We start from the raw sequence: 15,521 nt of genomic DNA, 5'->3' as shown, positions 1-15,521 counted from the left end.
TTTGACGGACCTTGCTTACGCTTAAGCCAGCACCATTACTATAAACAGAACAGGAGTGAACCCTGCGTGCCGACAGTAGGGATTATTGCCGAATACAACCCTTTACATAACGGGCATGTCCACCATTATAACGAAGCCAAAAGATTGTCCGGCGCTAGCCACTCCATCGTCGTGATGAGCGGTCCTTTCACCCAGCGCGGGGAGCCTGCCATGTTAAGTAAGCGGGCACGGACCGAAATGGCTCTGCGCATGGGCGCTGATCTGGTAATTGAGCTCCCGGTCGCTTATGCCGTTCAGCCTGCCGAGTGGTTCGCCTTCGGCGCGGTGGCGCTGCTGGAAGCAACTGGCGTCGTCAGCAGCCTGTGCTTCGGCTCCGAGTCCGGGAGCCTGGCGCAGCTATTGCCGCTGGCACGCTTTCTCTCCGAGGAAAGCGGCCCGCTTCAAAGCGAGCTCCGCAGCCGCCTTGCGCTCGGCGAGAGCTTTCCCGCCGCTTACAGCGCTGCGGCGGCGCAGGTATGGCAGGACAGCGGGGAGGCGGGCAGCGGACCGCTGCCCGCTGCTTCCCGCCCCAATGTTCCTGCCGAACGCAAAGCCCTTCCGGATGACCATTCGGGAACCGGCTCCGTACCGAAATTGAACGAAGACAGCCTTGCAGAGCTGCTGCACGGACCGAATAACAGCCTTGGCCTCCATTACCTTATCGCTCTGAGGCGGCTCGGCAGCCGTATCGCTCCGCTGACCGTTCCCCGGCTGGGGGCGGGCTTTCATGAGCCGCTTCGCACCGGTACTGCCATTGCCAGTGCGACAGCGCTGCGCGGACTGCTGCGTATGGGCGGTTCCCCTGCAGACTATATACCGGAGTACAGCCTTGACATACTTCGGTGCGAGCAGCAGGAAGGCCGCGGGCCGCTGGACTGGGAGAGCTTCCGCTCTCCGCTGCTGCATCTCCTCTCCACCCGCTCAGCCGCCGAGCTTGGCGGTCTGCTGGATGTGAGCGAGGGGCTGGAGCACCGTCTGCTGCGGGTTCTGCCGGAGCTTGAGCAGTTCTCCGTTAGCGGCCTGCTGTCAGCCTTGAAGAGCAAACGCTACACCCGCACACGGCTTCAGCGGATGCTGCTGCACATTCTGCTGAATCACGGCAAGGAAGAATTCTCTTCCGGCGCGCTATCGCAGGGGCCGGGATATATCCGGGTGCTCGGATTTCGGGAAAGCGGCCGCTCCCTGCTCAAAAAAATGAAGCAAAGCGCCACCCTGCCCGTTATCACACGGCCGGCGCTTTGCTCCCATCCGCATTTGGAACGGGATCTTCAGGCGTCCGCCGCCTATGCTGCGGCATTCGCCTCTCCGCTCCGCAGCGAGCTGTACAGCGACTATTTGCAGCCGCCGGTCATGATTTGACCGGCAGCTTCTCCATATACCGAATGGCTTCGCCTAATGTCGTTACCGGCACCAGCTTCATCTTGGCGCCGATTTTATCCGCTTTTGCCTTGGCGACTGCATAATTCTGAACCGGAACGAAAAAGATTTCCGCGCCCTTTCGGTCGGCGGCAACGATTTTGAACTGAACGCCCCCGATGGGACCTACTTCTCCACTTGGATCAATCGTGCCGGTTCCGGCGACTCTGTACCCTTTGGTCAAATCGCCCTTCGTCAGGCGGTTATATATTTCCATAGTGAACATCAAGCCCGCCGAGGGCCCGCCGACATCCGTATCGGTAAAGCTGACTTCCCTTCCAGCCTCCGACGCTTCCACCTTCTGAACGGCGCCGATGACAACGCCAAGACCCGGCTTTACCGCCGCCTTGCCATCGTCTTTAATCTCAACGAGGGTAACGTCCTCAGTAAACTTCTTTCCGTCTCGCTCCAGCGATACGGCTACCTGATCCCCTACTTTTCTGGAAGACAGCAAATTGCTCAGCGTTTCCGGATCGGTGACCTGCTGCCCTGCAACGGTGAGAATCTTGTCTCCGGGCTTAAACTGCTTATGCCCAGCTTCTCCGGGAACCGAGAAAACGAACAAATATTCAGTCGTGTTGCGGAAAGGAATCTTTGCTGCTTTGTAAGCGGCCTCCACGGCGTTCGACTGCGAACTGCTCATATAATAAACCTGCGTAGCCGCGTATTCCTCCTCCGTCTGATCCCTAAGCCTATCCGCTTTACGAGCTATTTCCGCATTGGGATTCAGCGCCGAATAGAGCAGCAGCGCCACATTGGCGTAGCTCGCGGATACGGTCGTCATCATGAAAGTTCCCTTTTCAGCCTTATCCTCGTTCTCCACCTTAATCATGGGCGCCACCTCGGAGGCGTCTCCCGGCTGGTACACTACATAAGGAGTTCCCATGAACACAACTACGTAAACCAACACGATGAGCGTAAACAGATAAGCCGCGGCGCGAATTCCCGTTCTGTGTCTATACTGTCTCACTGGGATTCCCCTCTTTCCAATAAACTCCGGCGTTTCTCTTGGTTATGTATTTGTGTAGAGCAATCTTGCGGTTCCGTTCCCTGGTTAAGCATGGCGGTGGACTGGTCCGCATAAATTGTTAGAAACTCGTCTGCTCCCAAGCTATGAAGAGGTGAAATAAAAAATGAACCTAAACATCGCCCGAATGGCCAAAAAATCGGCTCCATTTCTATCCGGAGGCCTGGCTATGCTTCTCGCAGCGGCCATCATTTCTTCGCCTGAAAGCTCTTTTAATGCCTCGCTTCAAGGGTTGAAGCTGTGGTGGACGCTGGTCTTTCCGGCTCTGATGCCTTTCCTGATGCTGTCGGAAATGCTGAGCGCCTCCGGTTTCGTTCATGCCATCGGTGTTCTTCTGGAACCTCTTACGAGGCTTGTCTTCCGGCTCCCTGGCAGTGCGGGGTGGACGCTGGCACTGGGGATGACGTCCGGATTTCCCGGCGGTGCTCAGGGAGCGGCCCAGCTGTACCGGCAGGGCGAAATCTCCGATAGGGAAGCCGGACGTCTCGCGTCGCTTACCCATTTCGCCAGTCCGGTCACGCTCCTGATTGTGGTCGGAGCCTCCATGCTTCACAGCCCCGCAGCCGGTTACGGCTTGCTGGCCGTACACTGGCTTGCGGGGCTGGCCTCCGGCATGACAGTATCCGCTAGGGCTTCACGCCCTGCAGAAGCCGCTTCTCCGGCAAAAGCTTCCGCCGGACGCCGGACTTCCCTCATCCGCCGGGCGATATCCGCCGCTGCGGACGCTCGCGCAAGGGATGGCCGCAGCTTCGGCAGACTGCTGGGCGAGTCGGTAAGCGCCACTGTACAGTGCCTGATGCTGGCAGGAGGCTACATTATCATATTCGCCGTCGTTATCAGCATCATATCAGGGCTGTGGCCGCAGCTGCCAGCAGCTCTTACCTCTGCTCTGCTGGAGCTTCATCTCGGAGCACAATCTCTGACGTCCGGAACAATGCCGTCCGGTTCGGGCTTATCCTCGGGCCCGCTGGAGCTTGCGCTGCTGTCTGGAGCTATAGGATGGAGCGGCATCTGCGCACAGCTTCAGGCCTTGGCGGTACTCAAGCCCGCCGGAGTACGCTATCTTCCCTTTGCCGCAGGAAGGTTGCTGCATGGCGGCTATGCCTTCATTCTCACACTACTGTTCTACAAGCCGCTTACCGCGTTTCAGGAATCGGCATTACCCGTTCTGGCCGGCAGAGAGATGAATTTAACCGTAACATCCGGTATTGCAGCGATCTGGCACTATTTTCCAAAACTGGTTGCCATGCATTTGCTTATGCTGCTCATCCTGCTGCTGCTGTCCGCCGCCGTCCGGCTTGCCTTGGCTATTCGCGGCCGTTCACGCTGAACTTGAGCCGCATTGCCCGCTCGACTTCCGGGGTCACAAATTCGGTCAAGTCTCCGCCGAAATGGCCGATTTCCTTGACTACGCTAGAGCTGAGATACGAATATTTAGGATTCGTCATCATAAATATCGTTTCTGCGTCCGAATTCAGCTTGCTGTTAATCGTGGCGATTTGCAGCTCGTATTCGAAATCGGATACGGTGCGGATGCCGCGTACGATGACTTGAGCCTCTTTTTGCCTGATATAGTTGGCAAGCAAGTCCCGGAAGATGTCAACTTCCACATTGGGAAGATGCGCGGTCACCTGACGAAGCAGGTCTGCTCGCTCCTCCACCGTAAACAGCGGATTCTTGCTTAAATTATTTAGTACGGCCACAATCAGACGGTCAAACTGCTTCGCGGCCCGTTCAATAATATCGATATGGCCAAGCGTCACCGGATCGAAGCTGCCTGGGTAAATTGCGACTCTTTCCTCTCTTATTTGCAGACTCACTCTTGCGCCCCCTCACCCATGTCGGTTTCTGAGCCGGCCCCATAACAGTAAATGGATACCGCCGTCTCGCCGTACAATGCATAACGCAGCTGGCTGAAGCCGGGAATATGCTCGGGATATTCATAGTCCGATTCGTGCTCCAGTACAATGACCGCGTCTTGTCTCAGCAGGCCTTTGCCCGCCATTATGGACATTAGCTCATCTCCGAATTTATGCCGGTATGGAGGGTCCAAAAAGACAAGGTCGAACGACCGCCCCCGCTTCTCCAGCGCTGCCAGCGCCTTATTCGCATCGTTACGGTAAACCTCAGCCTTATCTTCCAGCCTTGCCGCCTTCAGGTTGTCACGTACCGTGTCGATTGCTTTCGGCTCCATATCAATAAATACGGCGCTGTCCATGCCTCTGCTCAGGGCTTCGATCCCGAGTCCGCCGCTACCGGCGAACAAATCCAGGGCCGCCCCTCCATCGAAATAAGGACCGATCATGCTGAAAATCGCTTCCTTGACCTTGTCGGTCGTAGGACGTGTTCCGGTTCCCGGAACGCTTTTTAAGGATCTTCCCTTGGCTGTGCCCGACACCACTCTCAATGCTTGCTTCACCTGCTCTGTTTCTCTATTTATTACGCCAAAACGACATAATTTCACGATTATCGTACCACATTCCCGCCGTTAAATAAAAACTTTGTCGCAACCCGCCGCACGCAGCAAGTGGACAAAATTATTTTGACGCTTAGGTATAAATCCGGCACTTGCGGGCTATCCTTTAACTATCGACATTACAAAATGTCGTAGACAACCGCGGAGCAAGCTTACGCTTCCCCATAAGCTCTTCGTCCGGTTTCTCCTCTCCCATGAAAGGGGCTCTCGAAAGAGGGCCCCGATTTTTTTGAATAAACCCTTATGTATCAAGGTTTTTATGATATATCTACTCATTTATACTGAGTAAGAATCATGAATTGGGTGCCGATTGGGTGTGATTTTGAGAAAGCGTATGGGGCCATCGTCTTCCTCTTATCAACTCGTATTGCTTACGGAAGTATTCCTCTCCATGCTTTTGCTTAAGGCGAATGGGGCTGTTATTCCTAGACGGAGGAAGTTGAACTGCATCATCCATAGCCCATCCGTGTGTGATTCTATATCGAAATAGAACGTATGAAACACCGTTCGCTTTTGCCCGATCAACCAGATCTTTAGGATATTTTCTCCTCATCTCTGCCATTTTCTTTGCGTGCTCTTTTAGCTGCATCTGATTTCTTATTAGAGTTGTAGATGCACGCTCCTCATCCCATCCATTATATAGTCGTGCCTTGAGCTGACTGTACGTTATTCCGTTATTCTTTGCTATTTCGGTTATCCGAGTACGATCTTGCTTCATTCGTGGTGCTTTAGAAATCGCAATTTTCTTTGCCCACCCTTTTTCACGAATCCTCCTCTCGACGAGTTCAGCTCTTATTCCATGCTTCGCCGCCTCCATATACTCTTCAGGTGTTATGTAATAGTCATAAGGTTCAAACAGGTCGCCAGCTCCTCTAAACGTTTATCAGTATGCGATTTACAAAACGAATCACTTCCTCATTTATCGGATTGTCCACTTCCGCTTTTTCGAAATAAAACGTGCTTTTGCAAAAACTACTTAAATTCGAAGAAAAATTTCAATTTCATTAAAATCCGCTCACAGAAACGGAAACGGAAGTGATTTTTAAAATTAAAATCTAGCTCGATCTCGGGCTCACGCGCACCCGCAGTCATTTCGGACCCCAGAAGGACCCGTAAAGCGGTCGCGCCGGACTGATTTTCACTCTTTTTCAATCACTACACCAGCATGTATCCGACGATCTTGACCGCCGGGTTCGCCTTGAGCTTAAACTCATCGTCATAAGCTTCCCTGATATACTTGATCTTCTCATCCAGTCTGAAGCTGTTGGTAATGATCTCAATGGCTCCTGTAGGAAGCATGACAGCTGTGACCAGTACGGCCAGATTGTTGGTGTCCTCGGTTTCGCTCATGAATCGTTGTCTTAGATCGCTCATCGACTTCACCCTTTCTTTTGAAGAACGAGATAATGCTCCTCCACCTTGAAGTAAGCAATGCGCTCTACCTCTTCCGTGGAGAACACATCCATCATTGCACCCTCTGCTACTTGCTCGGGATTTGCTCCAATCTCCATTCCCACCGATCCAACCAGCTCATTGTCCTTGTCATAGAACATGAGCGCTCCAATCTTTTCAAACTCCATTCTCTTCACCCTTTCTCTGAAATAGAAAAAGCCACTCACGAATGAATGGCTTTATGCGGAATATAAAAAGGCCACTCTTTAATAGCAGTGACCTCGGCATTCTATTTGGTGGTTGGGTGTGAAGGATTGTTCCCCTCACATCTCTTTATAGCACTAAAGTTACATCGACGTGTTTTAAGTTCAAACCCGGGTCATTGAGAAACATGACCCAAGAAAGAAAAAAGGGGCTCATTAAGCGCGCCCCTCTGGCTTCGCCATTCACCCTCGCTTTGTCACGAAACTGAAAAGATGTTTCGCGACCCCGTTTTTTTAATGATCTCTTTCCTCAAGATTTTAGTTCAAGGGCATACGTTCGCTACGCTCCGTATTAAGATCATTGTACTTAGTAACTAGAGAGAAAGAACAAGACCATTATACTGGCACTTGGAATTGGTCGTCAAAGGTGATTTGACTGAAAATTCGTCCACTTTTCGCCATTTGTCGCACGATATGCCGAAGAATTCTCTCTCATTTGGTACTTTTGTTCACAATCTCGCAAATTCCAAGATTCTATGGTCGTTGTGCTGGTTGATCGGCTAAAAGAAAAAGCACCGGTTAGGGTGCTTTTTCTGCTTAAATGTTGCTCCCGGATCTTTTGATTCCGCTCTTTATTTTCTCAATTTCAAGAGTGTAACTACCGTTTAAATAAAGATACTCCAAGATAGTAATGAATTTACTTTCGCTGATTCCTTCATTCTCCAAGCTTAACTGAATTTCTTTGGAGGACGGTATTTCATCCAAGCTTTTTTCTCCTTTATAGTATGGATCAAATACATCACAAAATTTAGCTATATCCTCCCGACTAATAAATCCCAAATTACTAATCTCGCTTTCAACATCCTCTTCAACCCCGTTTAGCAATCCGAATATTCTTCCATCCGTTCCGTTATAAATGCCTTGTGATTTTTGTATCCTGTACATCTCCCCTAACAACTTCGCAAAAATCAACTTTTCTGTCATACTTCCATCCCCTTGTCATTTTTATTATAATGCTTGGGCTCTCACTTATTTCGAAAAATCTTCTTGTACATCAATTTTTGATGTAACCTTAATGAATGCGTCTTTCTCGTCATCTCCTAGTGCATTTTCGCGATATGCACCTTTAATTGCAGTTGCTTCCCACGTTCCTCGAACGCGCTTATAATGAATACTCCACCCGCGATATGTACTCTCTGCTGCCAAAATTTCCACCTCCCAGCATCACACTTCGACACCAGTCGACCAATTCCTTTATTTGTAACTAATCCGTAATACTATCGGTCAGGGCGAGAACTTGATTCTTAAATAGAGTGTAATTAAGCCTCCGATTATACCAGAGAGAACCATCTTGCCAATTTCCCAGAGCGCCTTACGTCTTCTACTTTTAGCATTTTGTTTCAATACTAACATTCGTATGTTAAAAGCAGAAGTAACATCATCAATTTCATCATCTAAAAAGCTGTTGAATTTACTTTTGTTGTTCTGCCAAAACCTATTTGTGTTACCTAAATAAGACTTGTGTTTTTCAAATTCATCAATAATAAAACTGATGACTCTTCCTTCGATTTTCTGCAATTCCATATAACTAATACCAACAGAAGAAATTTTGTCTGTCAGATCACTTAATTCTTTCTTAATCTCAACAGTTATAACATGGAAAGAAGTTGTGACTTGATAGGAAGATTTATCATTACCTTGATTTTTTATTTCCACAGTTTTGTTAATGGCTGCTGTAGAAACTCTCCTGCTAATAGCACTGAGTGATTTGGTGATTATAGTCTGGAATTTCATAAAACACACCCCCTCACACCACAATTCGGCATGTTGAGGTAAAATCCTCCAACAGCGGAGAGCCGGATTCGAAAGGAAAACTTCCCTATTCATGTGTTTTATGACTTAAACACGTCCTTACCATTATCAGTGACTACAGTAGTAAGTACAGCATGGATTATTGTTTTTGCATGTTCTATCTGCTCCCAGGCAAGTTGCTGCACACGAGGTACGCCGGTAGCGCATCTTATGAGTGAAGCCACCGCATTAATAATCGGCTGCCTCTTCTGATCCTGTACGTGGCTGAGCTGCTCTTGCAATTGAGCTCTCAACAATCTCCAAGGTCCTCCATCCTCTTTGAATACTGGTGGACATTCAGGCCTCTGAATCTCATTCAATCTACGCTCAAACTCATCCATTCTCTTTACCAGTGTGTGATAATTACTTGATGCCATTCTCTCCACGATCCTTTCTTATGAAAAAAAGTATGCACGATAAGGCAGTCGCGAACGAACCTTGCCTTAAAGCACATACTTCAATATTCAACCTTGTCAATAGCTTATCACGAGTCAATATATGGAGGGAAGAAAAATTCATAGCCTTTGAAATGATATTGACATTCCAAAAATAACTGATCTCAAGCTAAACCAATTGACATTATCTAATGATCTACAGGTAATCACAGCTGAGATCAACAGTTACAAGCAAGTTGCCGGGCAGTCGCTCTTTGAGATTGGTAAGAGACTGAAGCATGTGAAAGAGAATGATCCGGTTCACGGGCGCTTTACAGAATGGCCCAAATCCGTTGACTTTTCACAAAGAACAGCTCACGCCTTTATGCAAGCATATGAGCAATTCGGAAATACGCAGACGTCTGCGGTTTTGGCTCCCTGGCAAATATTCGAAATGCTCAAATTCGTCGATTAGGAGCACATCATCCCATCAACTTGTGAATCCAAAAAAAGTCGATGACATTCATGTTCGGGAGCTTCGCGAAGTAAAGAAGGCTCTTAGGGAGGCGCAGTAAGAAGGACGTAGCCGAACTCCGCGCCAAACAAGGTGAAGCATAACGACAACTGGCAATCAAACAGCATGCCGAGCTGCAGGAAAATTGCTGCGCTCTATTTTTAATATGAAGAGAGGTGCCGAAACTAACGTCAGCAGTTTAATTTTCGATAATCGCGAAGAACTGGAATCTGATGGTTTGAGGGTTTTGATTGGTGATGAACTGAATTCCTTTAAGGACTTGGGTGTAATTAGGAAAAATGCAGCCGCCTTTACTATCATTCCTCGCCGTTCCATCCTACGAATCGGCATGCTGCTTCATGACAGTCTGGTCGCCCGGTTCGTTCGGGACTATCTAATGAATACGGAAGTGGTTACGCCGCAACGTCAGACCACAAGCCCCATGGTTGTTTAACCGCCCGCAAACGCTCATACCACCGCTTAAAGAACACGGTGAGCTTGGAGCCCGCTGCAAGAGTGGCTGTCCGTCATTATTACGGCCTGCGACGAGGAGGAGACGCTGCCCTCCATAATGCAGGCCAAGCGGCTTCGGGAGGAGAATGCCGGGACCCTCAATGTCATCGTCCGCAACCGGCTGCGGCGCCGGAATACGGACAGCGGCAACAATCTGAAGTTGCTGATCGTCGGCAACGTAGTGAAATGCGACCGGGCTGACTATAAGCAAAAAAGGAACCTCCGTCAGAAGGTCCCTCTGGTATTTCCCTTGTCGTTCTAAAGATTATCCCAGTCAATCGCTTTGATTGCTGCATCAATGCGTTCTTTGTCAGACATTGATTGTGGTTACTTCCTATTCACGTGTATTTGCACTTGCTCTGCTCCACTCCCCCTGTTCTTCCGTGTTCATCCTGCTTACTTTAGATTTGCTCATCTGCGCATCGACACCCTTTCCCGGCGCTCGGCCAGCGCGACCAGCTGGCGTTCCAGTGTCGGCTGCAGGTCTTGAATCGCCTTTTTCACCTGACTTGCGACATCCAGCCCGCCGCCGTTTACTGTGATGCTAAAGCTGAAGCTTGCAGAAATACCCCCGCCACCATTGCTGTGACCCATCATGTCATTTGCTGCGTCCAGCAGCGCGTGTGACCGCGGCTTATTGTTCAGCGGGATAGCGATTTCGGGTCCTGCCTCGCCAAAAATGGACGGTTTGGTGGCAATGCCGCCATCGGCAAATCCCTCAAACCCGGGATCGTGTTGAGCCAAGCGATTAATCTTCACTCCGGAAGGTGTTCTCAAATTCGGAGTTCCGCCTGTTTTTATCGTCTTGCTCAGAGCCTTCCAATCGCTGTCCGTTAGATCGAAATTAGGAATTTGTCCGGTTTGCTCCCATATCAGCTGCAGGTTTATTTTCTTCTCATCCGGCATCAAGTCCACTTCTTGGTTAAGCTCAGCCATATCTTTCATCGCCTGGTCGAATCGTTTTTTCTCGGCATCAGACATGTTTTTGTATTTGGCGGCCATTTCCTCTAGTGATCCACCCAGCTTTTCTTCGATCATCTTTGACTTTAATTCGTAATAGTTCAAAAAACTATCCTGAGCCTCTCCCATTTCTTTCTCAGTATCCTGAATCCTTTTGTCAAAGACATCGAAAGAAGCTTCGATATCTTTGAAATCCGACTTGAATGTTACCCATGCATTGCTGTAGTCTTTTCCTGTGGTTTCTTTGATTTGTGAAGCAAGGGCATTTCGCTGCTTGGATTTCTCATCTTCGTTTACGTTGCTCATTTCTATTTTTTGGAGCTGGCTCATATAAGCCACATATTCCGCATAAGTCTTTTTCGCTTTTTCATACGCCGCATTCTGCTTTTCCAAATCGTCAGCTAGTCCAGAATATGTTCTCTCCAATTCCGGCATCTTTCCTTCAGCTTCAAGAGCTGCATGCTCTAACTCTCGGCGACCCATTTCCGCCTGCGCTGCGTTAATATCTTGGACAAGCCCGAGTTGATCGCGAAATTTCTCGCTCTTGGAACCCTCTGCATCAAGAATCTTAGGATTCATGTCGATAAGTTCCTGTTCAATTCCCTTCAGTTTTCGACGTGCTTCGGTCAGTTCGGCAGCCGGAGTCTTGGAGTCTTTAATTTTTTTTGTCAGTCGGTCGTACTCCGCAACGAGATTCTGAGTCCGCTTATTGGTATGATCGAGTTCCTCGTACGTTGAGAATGCAGCCTCGATAGCATCGCCCATATTCAACAAATCTTTCCGAGCTTCCGATTGGTGTTTTTTATATGCAATAATTCCAGCTGTTAAAATCCCTACACCCGTTACCGCTAAACCGACCGGATTTGTAAGCAGACCAATCGCCTCCCCGAACCCGCCTGCCGCCCCCGCTGCTCCTTCCGCCGCAGCGCCAACCTTGGTTATCTTGCTGATCAGCTTAAATGCATTTTTCCCAACCATCGCCGCCGGCGCGCCGAGTGCGAGCATTTCCAACAGGTCTTTATTGTCAGACGCCCAGTGAGCAACGTCTTGCAAGGCGGGCATAAGGTCTTCGCCTATCGGGATAACAAGCTCCGTCATCAATTCGCGCCCAACAGTCTGAAATTGCCGGGTTAACGTGTCGTACTTGACTTTGGCGACTTCTTCCATGGTCTGCTTGGTCATATCAAACTGACTTCGTGCGTTGCCAAGCGCGAGCACAACGCTGCTTTCCATGTCCTCCCATTGGGTGCCAAAAAGGGCGACAGCCAAGGTGCTCTGCTCCACCGGGTCCTTGATATCCTTCAGCTTATTGATAACCTGCTCCATCGCCTGCCGACCGGATATAGATCCCTTGGAAATTCCATCAAGTAGTTGCTGACCACTGCCGAGTATCTGTCTGAGCCGCTTTGTGGCAGCATTTGCAACCGCGCCACCCTTTTTGAGCTGGCTCGTCATGACAGACGCAGTATCCTTCCCGGCAAGTTTGACCAGTTGTGCATATTCTTTGGTCTTTTCGCCTCCAGAAGTTAGGGCCTTGGAAAACTTAGTCACATCGGGCGCCTGGAACAAGGTGAAAATCGCATCGCCTGTGCTATCAGACCCGTCTTTAATTCGGATGCCGAATTCTTTGACGGAATCCGCAACCTTGTCCAAATTGAACGCGCCATTTTCCATACCTGCAGAAAACATGTCGAACATTTCGTTTGCATTATAGCCCATCGTCTTGAAGTAAACGGCGTACTCATTGGTCGTATCCAGCAAATCCCCGGCCTTATTAAGCCCTTTTTGGGCACCTTGAGCCATCAAATTGTACGATTGCCCCGAGGTGATTCCAAACTGCTTCATTAGGGTGTCGGCAGCTTTAACCGATTCAGGGATATCCTCCTCAAAAACATCCCGAAAGGCGATAGCCGTCTTAGTGGTCTGCTCTAGCTCGTCGCCAGTTTGCTGCGTGGTCTGCTTAACAGCGGCCATTGCCGCACCCAAATCGTCAAAACCTTCGCCGTAATTCTGCTTGTACATATCCTTGGCGATGGCATTCATTTCTTCCATTTGCTGCGCCGTCATGCCCGTGGACGCCTGGAGCTGCGCCATGGCATTATCCTGGTCGCCGATTACTCCTACAATATCCTGCAGGGACCCGGTTGCCATATCGATCAAGGCTTTTGCCCCGGTAAACTCGGCGACTCGGTTAAGAGTTTCGCCAAAGCTTTCCGCACGATCTTTCAGATCGTCAAAGACACCCTCGGCCTTTTCTGCATCCTTCCGCAAGCGATCGAATCCGCCATTTTGTGACAATTCCTTTATAGCCCACTCCAACTCCTGTATATGCTCTTCAGCGCTGCCGACAGACCGCTTTAAGGAGGGGTCCACAAGCCCGCTGAGTTTAAACGCTATATCGTACTCTTTACTTTTTCCGGCCATAATTATTGTTCACCTCGCTCTTCTTCTGTATTGGATGATTCCATCCAAGGTATTTTGTCAATCGTTTCGATATATGACTCGACTGTGACCGGTTTATCAGAAGAAAGCAGACCGATAATAAACAGATCCTCTTTGTTCACGAGTCCTGACATATATGGTTCGAGCAAACTCCTAATTAACTGAACAGGCGTTAAGTTCATTTCGCACTGGTGGCAAAGGAACTCCCAGTTCAACGCTGTTGCGACCCGCAGCTGCAGCATCCCCTCGATCCTAGGAAGTATTGACTTGAGATCATCCTTCATAGAATCGCTTGCCTGATCTGATTCGGCGCCCCATTTGAATCTTTTGAGTAGGACCGTCAACTGCCATATGGTCAGATAATTCACAGCGATAACTGCGGGCATTTCATACTCGATCAATATACGCTTGCCTTTGTCGCATAAAGAGCTGAGCTTTCCATGGACAAACTCACTTTTCGATTCGGCAAAGGCCGCCATTTCCATAGTTTTTTCGATACTAAATATCTATCTCACCTCCGCATGCGGTAATTCAAAACCCCAATTTGGGGAATGATCAATTCCTCCTACATATAGTTTCTGTAACACTTTCAAAGATAAAATCGTGTCACTTTCGCTTTGAACTGGAGCAGTTCTATTAGTAATTTCTATCTCTTAATTCGAAGTGAAAAATTAAAACGTCCTCCATTTTGTCCAGCCAAAGGGAAAGCGAAAGTAATTTTTTGAAATAAAATCTGAACGAGAGTCGGGCGTCAGCGCACCCACACCTATTTTTAAGAGCCGGGAGGACCCGCGATCCTCCCGGCTCTACATTAAAATGATTCCAGCGCTTACCCCTTGCTGTTCTTCTTTTCTTTGTTCAAAACAGAGGCACCACGGAAATAGTATTTCTTGCCTTGATTTACATGGTTCTTTGTCTTCTACTTCTGGAACTGCTTTCGCTCATGGTCCAAATGCCTAAAATTTCATGGACTACACCTGCATATTCCATTAGATTTTTTGGTATATTTCGTTACCTCTTAACCGGAACATAACGAATTTTTAATGCATCTTGAGTTGATGTCTCCCCATCAACCTCAACCACATGAGCATCTGGATTTTCGCTCTTCCATCTCTCGAACGCTTTGCGGTTATCGGGTGATTGAATTGTGATACTCTTAATATCTTCTTGCCCGAATTTAGGGATAACCCTCTTCACCTGTTCAAGGACTCCCTTAACACCTCCGATTGCTTTAGCTATAGGCTTTTCATCATGTTTTCTCAATGCTTCATTCGTGACCACTTCACCAGTTTTGGCATAATGATCGATCCACGCTGCTACTTCTCCCTTTTGATAAGCTTTGATAAGCTCATCCTCATGAGGAATGACACACTTGTCTGTAATTGAATAATAGCTAATGTCACGGAGCTCCTTGACCAGCGGCTTCTCTGGTACGCCCAATCTATTTGTTCGCTTGTCATAATTCATCCCCACAATGTGTTCTGCCTGATTTAGCTCTCGTAATAATTCCTTAGCTTGAAGGTACAACTCATGCCCCTTCTGAATTTCAAGTGTCAGTTTAGCCCGATGTTCGCGAGCAGCTTCAAATACTGCTGTAACCTTATCATTCAGTTTCGCGATTTCGCGCTCCCAGCCTTTCTGAACATCTACTATTAGAGTCTTGAGCTTTTCATTCTTTCCAGCCTCAACCATCTGCAGGCGTTCTTCAGCAACTCCGATCTCACTGGCCAATTCATCAGCGCGCATTTTGGCTTTGTTCAGCTCAGCAGTAGTGTATGATTTAATGCCGGCACTATCCTCCAGCATCATATCCTTGTACTTGGAAACAGCTTTTTCATGCTGATCTTTCCTCTGCCCTACTTCTGTAGTCAGTTGCTTAATACGAGAATCGATATTAGCGCGTGTTTGCTCAAAAATTTCAATTTCTTTAATCATCTGTTATCTCTCCTTGTAGTTGATATGAAACTGTGATAAACCCTACTTCATGCGATTTAGATTTGCATAAGCTGCAATATGATCAACCATTTTATTTGCTTCTGCCCGTTGCTGCATAATATGGAGCGCAGTCGCTTCAGCGGTCGCCCCGCTGGAGATTGCCGAATCCACAATATGAGTATTCTCTTCAGTCCGGATCGACTCCAGGTCTGCGATTCGCTTCTGTTCGGATCGGTTCATTCAAGATACACCTCCTTCCCTGTTAAATCTCATGTTTTGACAGGCCTTGCGGATTAGTGGATATGTTTACCTTCGTTCATCTACAAAGGTTGAAAAACGCTATGCAGATAACACGAAAGTCAGCTTAAAATTGATGTGG

Annotated in this window: 18 protein-coding genes; 5 read left to right on the top strand and 13 right to left on the bottom strand. The window is 48.6% G+C overall.

All coding sequences use genetic code 11. The features are described from left to right. Nucleotides 1–66: 66 nt before the first annotated feature. Nucleotides 67–1,398, top strand: coding sequence for a tRNA(Met) cytidine acetate ligase (locus tag VK70_RS08870; protein ID WP_046723162.1), 1,332 nt, complete (start codon nt 67–69; stop codon nt 1,396–1,398). On the opposite strand, the gene VK70_RS08865 is transcribed toward VK70_RS08870, so the two are convergent. Next, a complete protein-coding gene (locus VK70_RS08865; RefSeq protein WP_025698018.1) occupies nt 1,388–2,425 on the bottom strand; it encodes a SepM family pheromone-processing serine protease in 1,038 nt (345 codons plus the stop codon). The two genes, VK70_RS08870 and VK70_RS08865, sit on opposite strands and share 11 nt — an antisense overlap. 163 nt (nt 2,426–2,588) lie before the next feature. Between VK70_RS08865 and VK70_RS08860 the strand changes: the two genes are divergently transcribed. Beyond that, nucleotides 2,589–3,812: a nucleoside recognition domain-containing protein gene (locus tag VK70_RS08860; protein ID WP_052755989.1), complete on the top strand. Its 1,224-nt coding sequence runs from the start codon at nt 2,589–2,591 to the stop codon at nt 3,810–3,812. On the opposite strand, the gene coaD is transcribed toward VK70_RS08860, so the two are convergent. The 8 genes from coaD to VK70_RS08820 form a co-directional block, all read right to left on the bottom strand. Further along, entirely contained in the window at nt 3,790–4,302 is a 513-nt protein-coding gene (gene coaD, locus VK70_RS08855; protein WP_025693888.1) for a pantetheine-phosphate adenylyltransferase, read from the bottom strand. The genes VK70_RS08860 and coaD overlap by 23 nt on opposite strands. Next, nucleotides 4,299–4,889 carry a 16S rRNA (guanine(966)-N(2))-methyltransferase RsmD gene (rsmD, locus tag VK70_RS08850; RefSeq protein ID WP_025693889.1) on the bottom strand — a complete coding sequence of 197 codons (591 nt, stop codon included), beginning with the start codon at nt 4,887–4,889 and terminating at the stop codon, nt 4,299–4,301. The genes coaD and rsmD overlap by 4 nt, the downstream gene beginning before the upstream one ends. Nucleotides 4,890–6,113: 1,224 nt before the next feature. Then, nucleotides 6,114–6,332, bottom strand: coding sequence for a hypothetical protein (locus tag VK70_RS08840; RefSeq protein ID WP_025693892.1), 219 nt, complete (start codon nt 6,330–6,332; stop codon nt 6,114–6,116). Nucleotides 6,333–6,337: 5 nt separating this feature from the next. Beyond that, nucleotides 6,338–6,538 carry a hypothetical protein gene (locus tag VK70_RS08835; RefSeq protein ID WP_025693893.1) on the bottom strand — a complete coding sequence of 67 codons (201 nt, stop codon included), beginning with the start codon at nt 6,536–6,538 and terminating at the stop codon, nt 6,338–6,340. A gap of 612 nt (nt 6,539–7,150) precedes the next feature. Then, nucleotides 7,151–7,537 carry a hypothetical protein gene (locus VK70_RS08830; protein ID WP_025693894.1) on the bottom strand — a complete coding sequence of 129 codons (387 nt, stop codon included), beginning with the start codon at nt 7,535–7,537 and terminating at the stop codon, nt 7,151–7,153. Between the two features lie 45 nt (nt 7,538–7,582). Next, nucleotides 7,583–7,759, bottom strand: coding sequence for a hypothetical protein (locus VK70_RS28275; RefSeq protein ID WP_155986852.1), 177 nt, complete (start codon nt 7,757–7,759; stop codon nt 7,583–7,585). A 78-nt stretch (nt 7,760–7,837) separates the two neighbouring features. Then, nucleotides 7,838–8,347 carry a hypothetical protein gene (locus VK70_RS08825; RefSeq protein WP_025693895.1) on the bottom strand — a complete coding sequence of 170 codons (510 nt, stop codon included), beginning with the start codon at nt 8,345–8,347 and terminating at the stop codon, nt 7,838–7,840. A 98-nt stretch (nt 8,348–8,445) separates the two neighbouring features. Continuing rightward, nucleotides 8,446–8,781 (bottom strand): hypothetical protein, encoded by a 336-nt coding sequence (locus VK70_RS08820; protein ID WP_025693896.1) that lies wholly within the window; start codon nt 8,779–8,781, stop codon nt 8,446–8,448. 196 nt (nt 8,782–8,977) lie between these two features. Between VK70_RS08820 and VK70_RS27100 the strand changes: the two genes are divergently transcribed. The 3 genes from VK70_RS27100 to VK70_RS08805 all read left to right on the top strand — a co-directional run bounded on the left by VK70_RS27100 (nt 8,978) and on the right by VK70_RS08805 (nt 10,067). Continuing rightward, nucleotides 8,978–9,253 carry a DUF3102 domain-containing protein gene (locus tag VK70_RS27100; RefSeq protein WP_233277792.1) on the top strand — a complete coding sequence of 92 codons (276 nt, stop codon included), beginning with the start codon at nt 8,978–8,980 and terminating at the stop codon, nt 9,251–9,253. Nucleotides 9,254–9,437: 184 nt separating this feature from the next. Next, complete coding sequence (locus VK70_RS08810) at nt 9,438–9,746, top strand: hypothetical protein (protein WP_155986853.1); 309 nt, start codon at nt 9,438–9,440, stop codon at nt 9,744–9,746. Between the two features lie 117 nt (nt 9,747–9,863). Then, nucleotides 9,864–10,067: a hypothetical protein gene (locus tag VK70_RS08805; protein WP_025693898.1), complete on the top strand. Its 204-nt coding sequence runs from the start codon at nt 9,864–9,866 to the stop codon at nt 10,065–10,067. A gap of 149 nt (nt 10,068–10,216) precedes the next feature. Here the strand turns inward: VK70_RS08805 and VK70_RS08800 are convergent, their stop codons facing one another. From VK70_RS08800 to VK70_RS08785, 4 genes are all read right to left on the bottom strand, one after another. After that, nucleotides 10,217–13,189 (bottom strand): phage tail tape measure protein, encoded by a 2,973-nt coding sequence (locus tag VK70_RS08800; protein ID WP_025693899.1) that lies wholly within the window; start codon nt 13,187–13,189, stop codon nt 10,217–10,219. 2 nt (nt 13,190–13,191) lie between these two features. Beyond that, nucleotides 13,192–13,692 (bottom strand): hypothetical protein, encoded by a 501-nt coding sequence (locus VK70_RS08795; protein WP_025693900.1) that lies wholly within the window; start codon nt 13,690–13,692, stop codon nt 13,192–13,194. Nucleotides 13,693–14,218: 526 nt separating this feature from the next. Beyond that, nucleotides 14,219–15,142, bottom strand: coding sequence for a hypothetical protein (locus VK70_RS08790; protein WP_025693901.1), 924 nt, complete (start codon nt 15,140–15,142; stop codon nt 14,219–14,221). Nucleotides 15,143–15,184: 42 nt separating this feature from the next. After that, nucleotides 15,185–15,382 (bottom strand): hypothetical protein, encoded by a 198-nt coding sequence (locus VK70_RS08785; RefSeq protein ID WP_025693902.1) that lies wholly within the window; start codon nt 15,380–15,382, stop codon nt 15,185–15,187. Between the last annotated feature and the right edge of the window lie 139 nt (nt 15,383–15,521).

This window comes from Paenibacillus durus ATCC 35681 (assembly GCF_000993825.1).
GTDB classification, from domain to species: Bacteria; Bacillota; Bacilli; order Paenibacillales; family Paenibacillaceae; genus Paenibacillus_AQ; species Paenibacillus_AQ durus_B.
Note: the sequence above shows the minus strand (reverse complement) of the source record. Positions and strands in the feature narration are given on the sequence as shown.

What these genes read in the sequence shown, in the direction of transcription:
- VK70_RS08830 (WP_025693894.1), bottom strand. Translation starts at nt 7,537, where the DNA reads ATGACAGAAAAGTTGATTTTTGCGAAGTTGTTAGGGGAGATGTACAGG.
- VK70_RS08790 (WP_025693901.1), bottom strand. Translation starts at nt 15,142, where the DNA reads ATGATTAAAGAAATTGAAATTTTTGAGCAAACACGCGCTAATATCGAT.
- VK70_RS08805 (WP_025693898.1), top strand. Translation starts at nt 9,864, where the DNA reads ATGCAGGCCAAGCGGCTTCGGGAGGAGAATGCCGGGACCCTCAATGTC.
- VK70_RS08825 (WP_025693895.1), bottom strand. Translation starts at nt 8,347, where the DNA reads ATGAAATTCCAGACTATAATCACCAAATCACTCAGTGCTATTAGCAGG.
- VK70_RS08800 (WP_025693899.1), bottom strand. Translation starts at nt 13,189, where the DNA reads ATGGCCGGAAAAAGTAAAGAGTACGATATAGCGTTTAAACTCAGCGGG.
- VK70_RS08795 (WP_025693900.1), bottom strand. Translation starts at nt 13,692, where the DNA reads ATGGAAATGGCGGCCTTTGCCGAATCGAAAAGTGAGTTTGTCCATGGA.
- VK70_RS08840 (WP_025693892.1), bottom strand. Translation starts at nt 6,332, where the DNA reads ATGAGCGATCTAAGACAACGATTCATGAGCGAAACCGAGGACACCAAC.
- VK70_RS08820 (WP_025693896.1), bottom strand. Translation starts at nt 8,781, where the DNA reads ATGGCATCAAGTAATTATCACACACTGGTAAAGAGAATGGATGAGTTT.
- VK70_RS08835 (WP_025693893.1), bottom strand. Translation starts at nt 6,538, where the DNA reads ATGGAGTTTGAAAAGATTGGAGCGCTCATGTTCTATGACAAGGACAAT.
- VK70_RS08785 (WP_025693902.1), bottom strand. Translation starts at nt 15,382, where the DNA reads ATGAACCGATCCGAACAGAAGCGAATCGCAGACCTGGAGTCGATCCGG.
- VK70_RS08860 (WP_052755989.1), top strand. Translation starts at nt 2,589, where the DNA reads ATGAACCTAAACATCGCCCGAATGGCCAAAAAATCGGCTCCATTTCTA.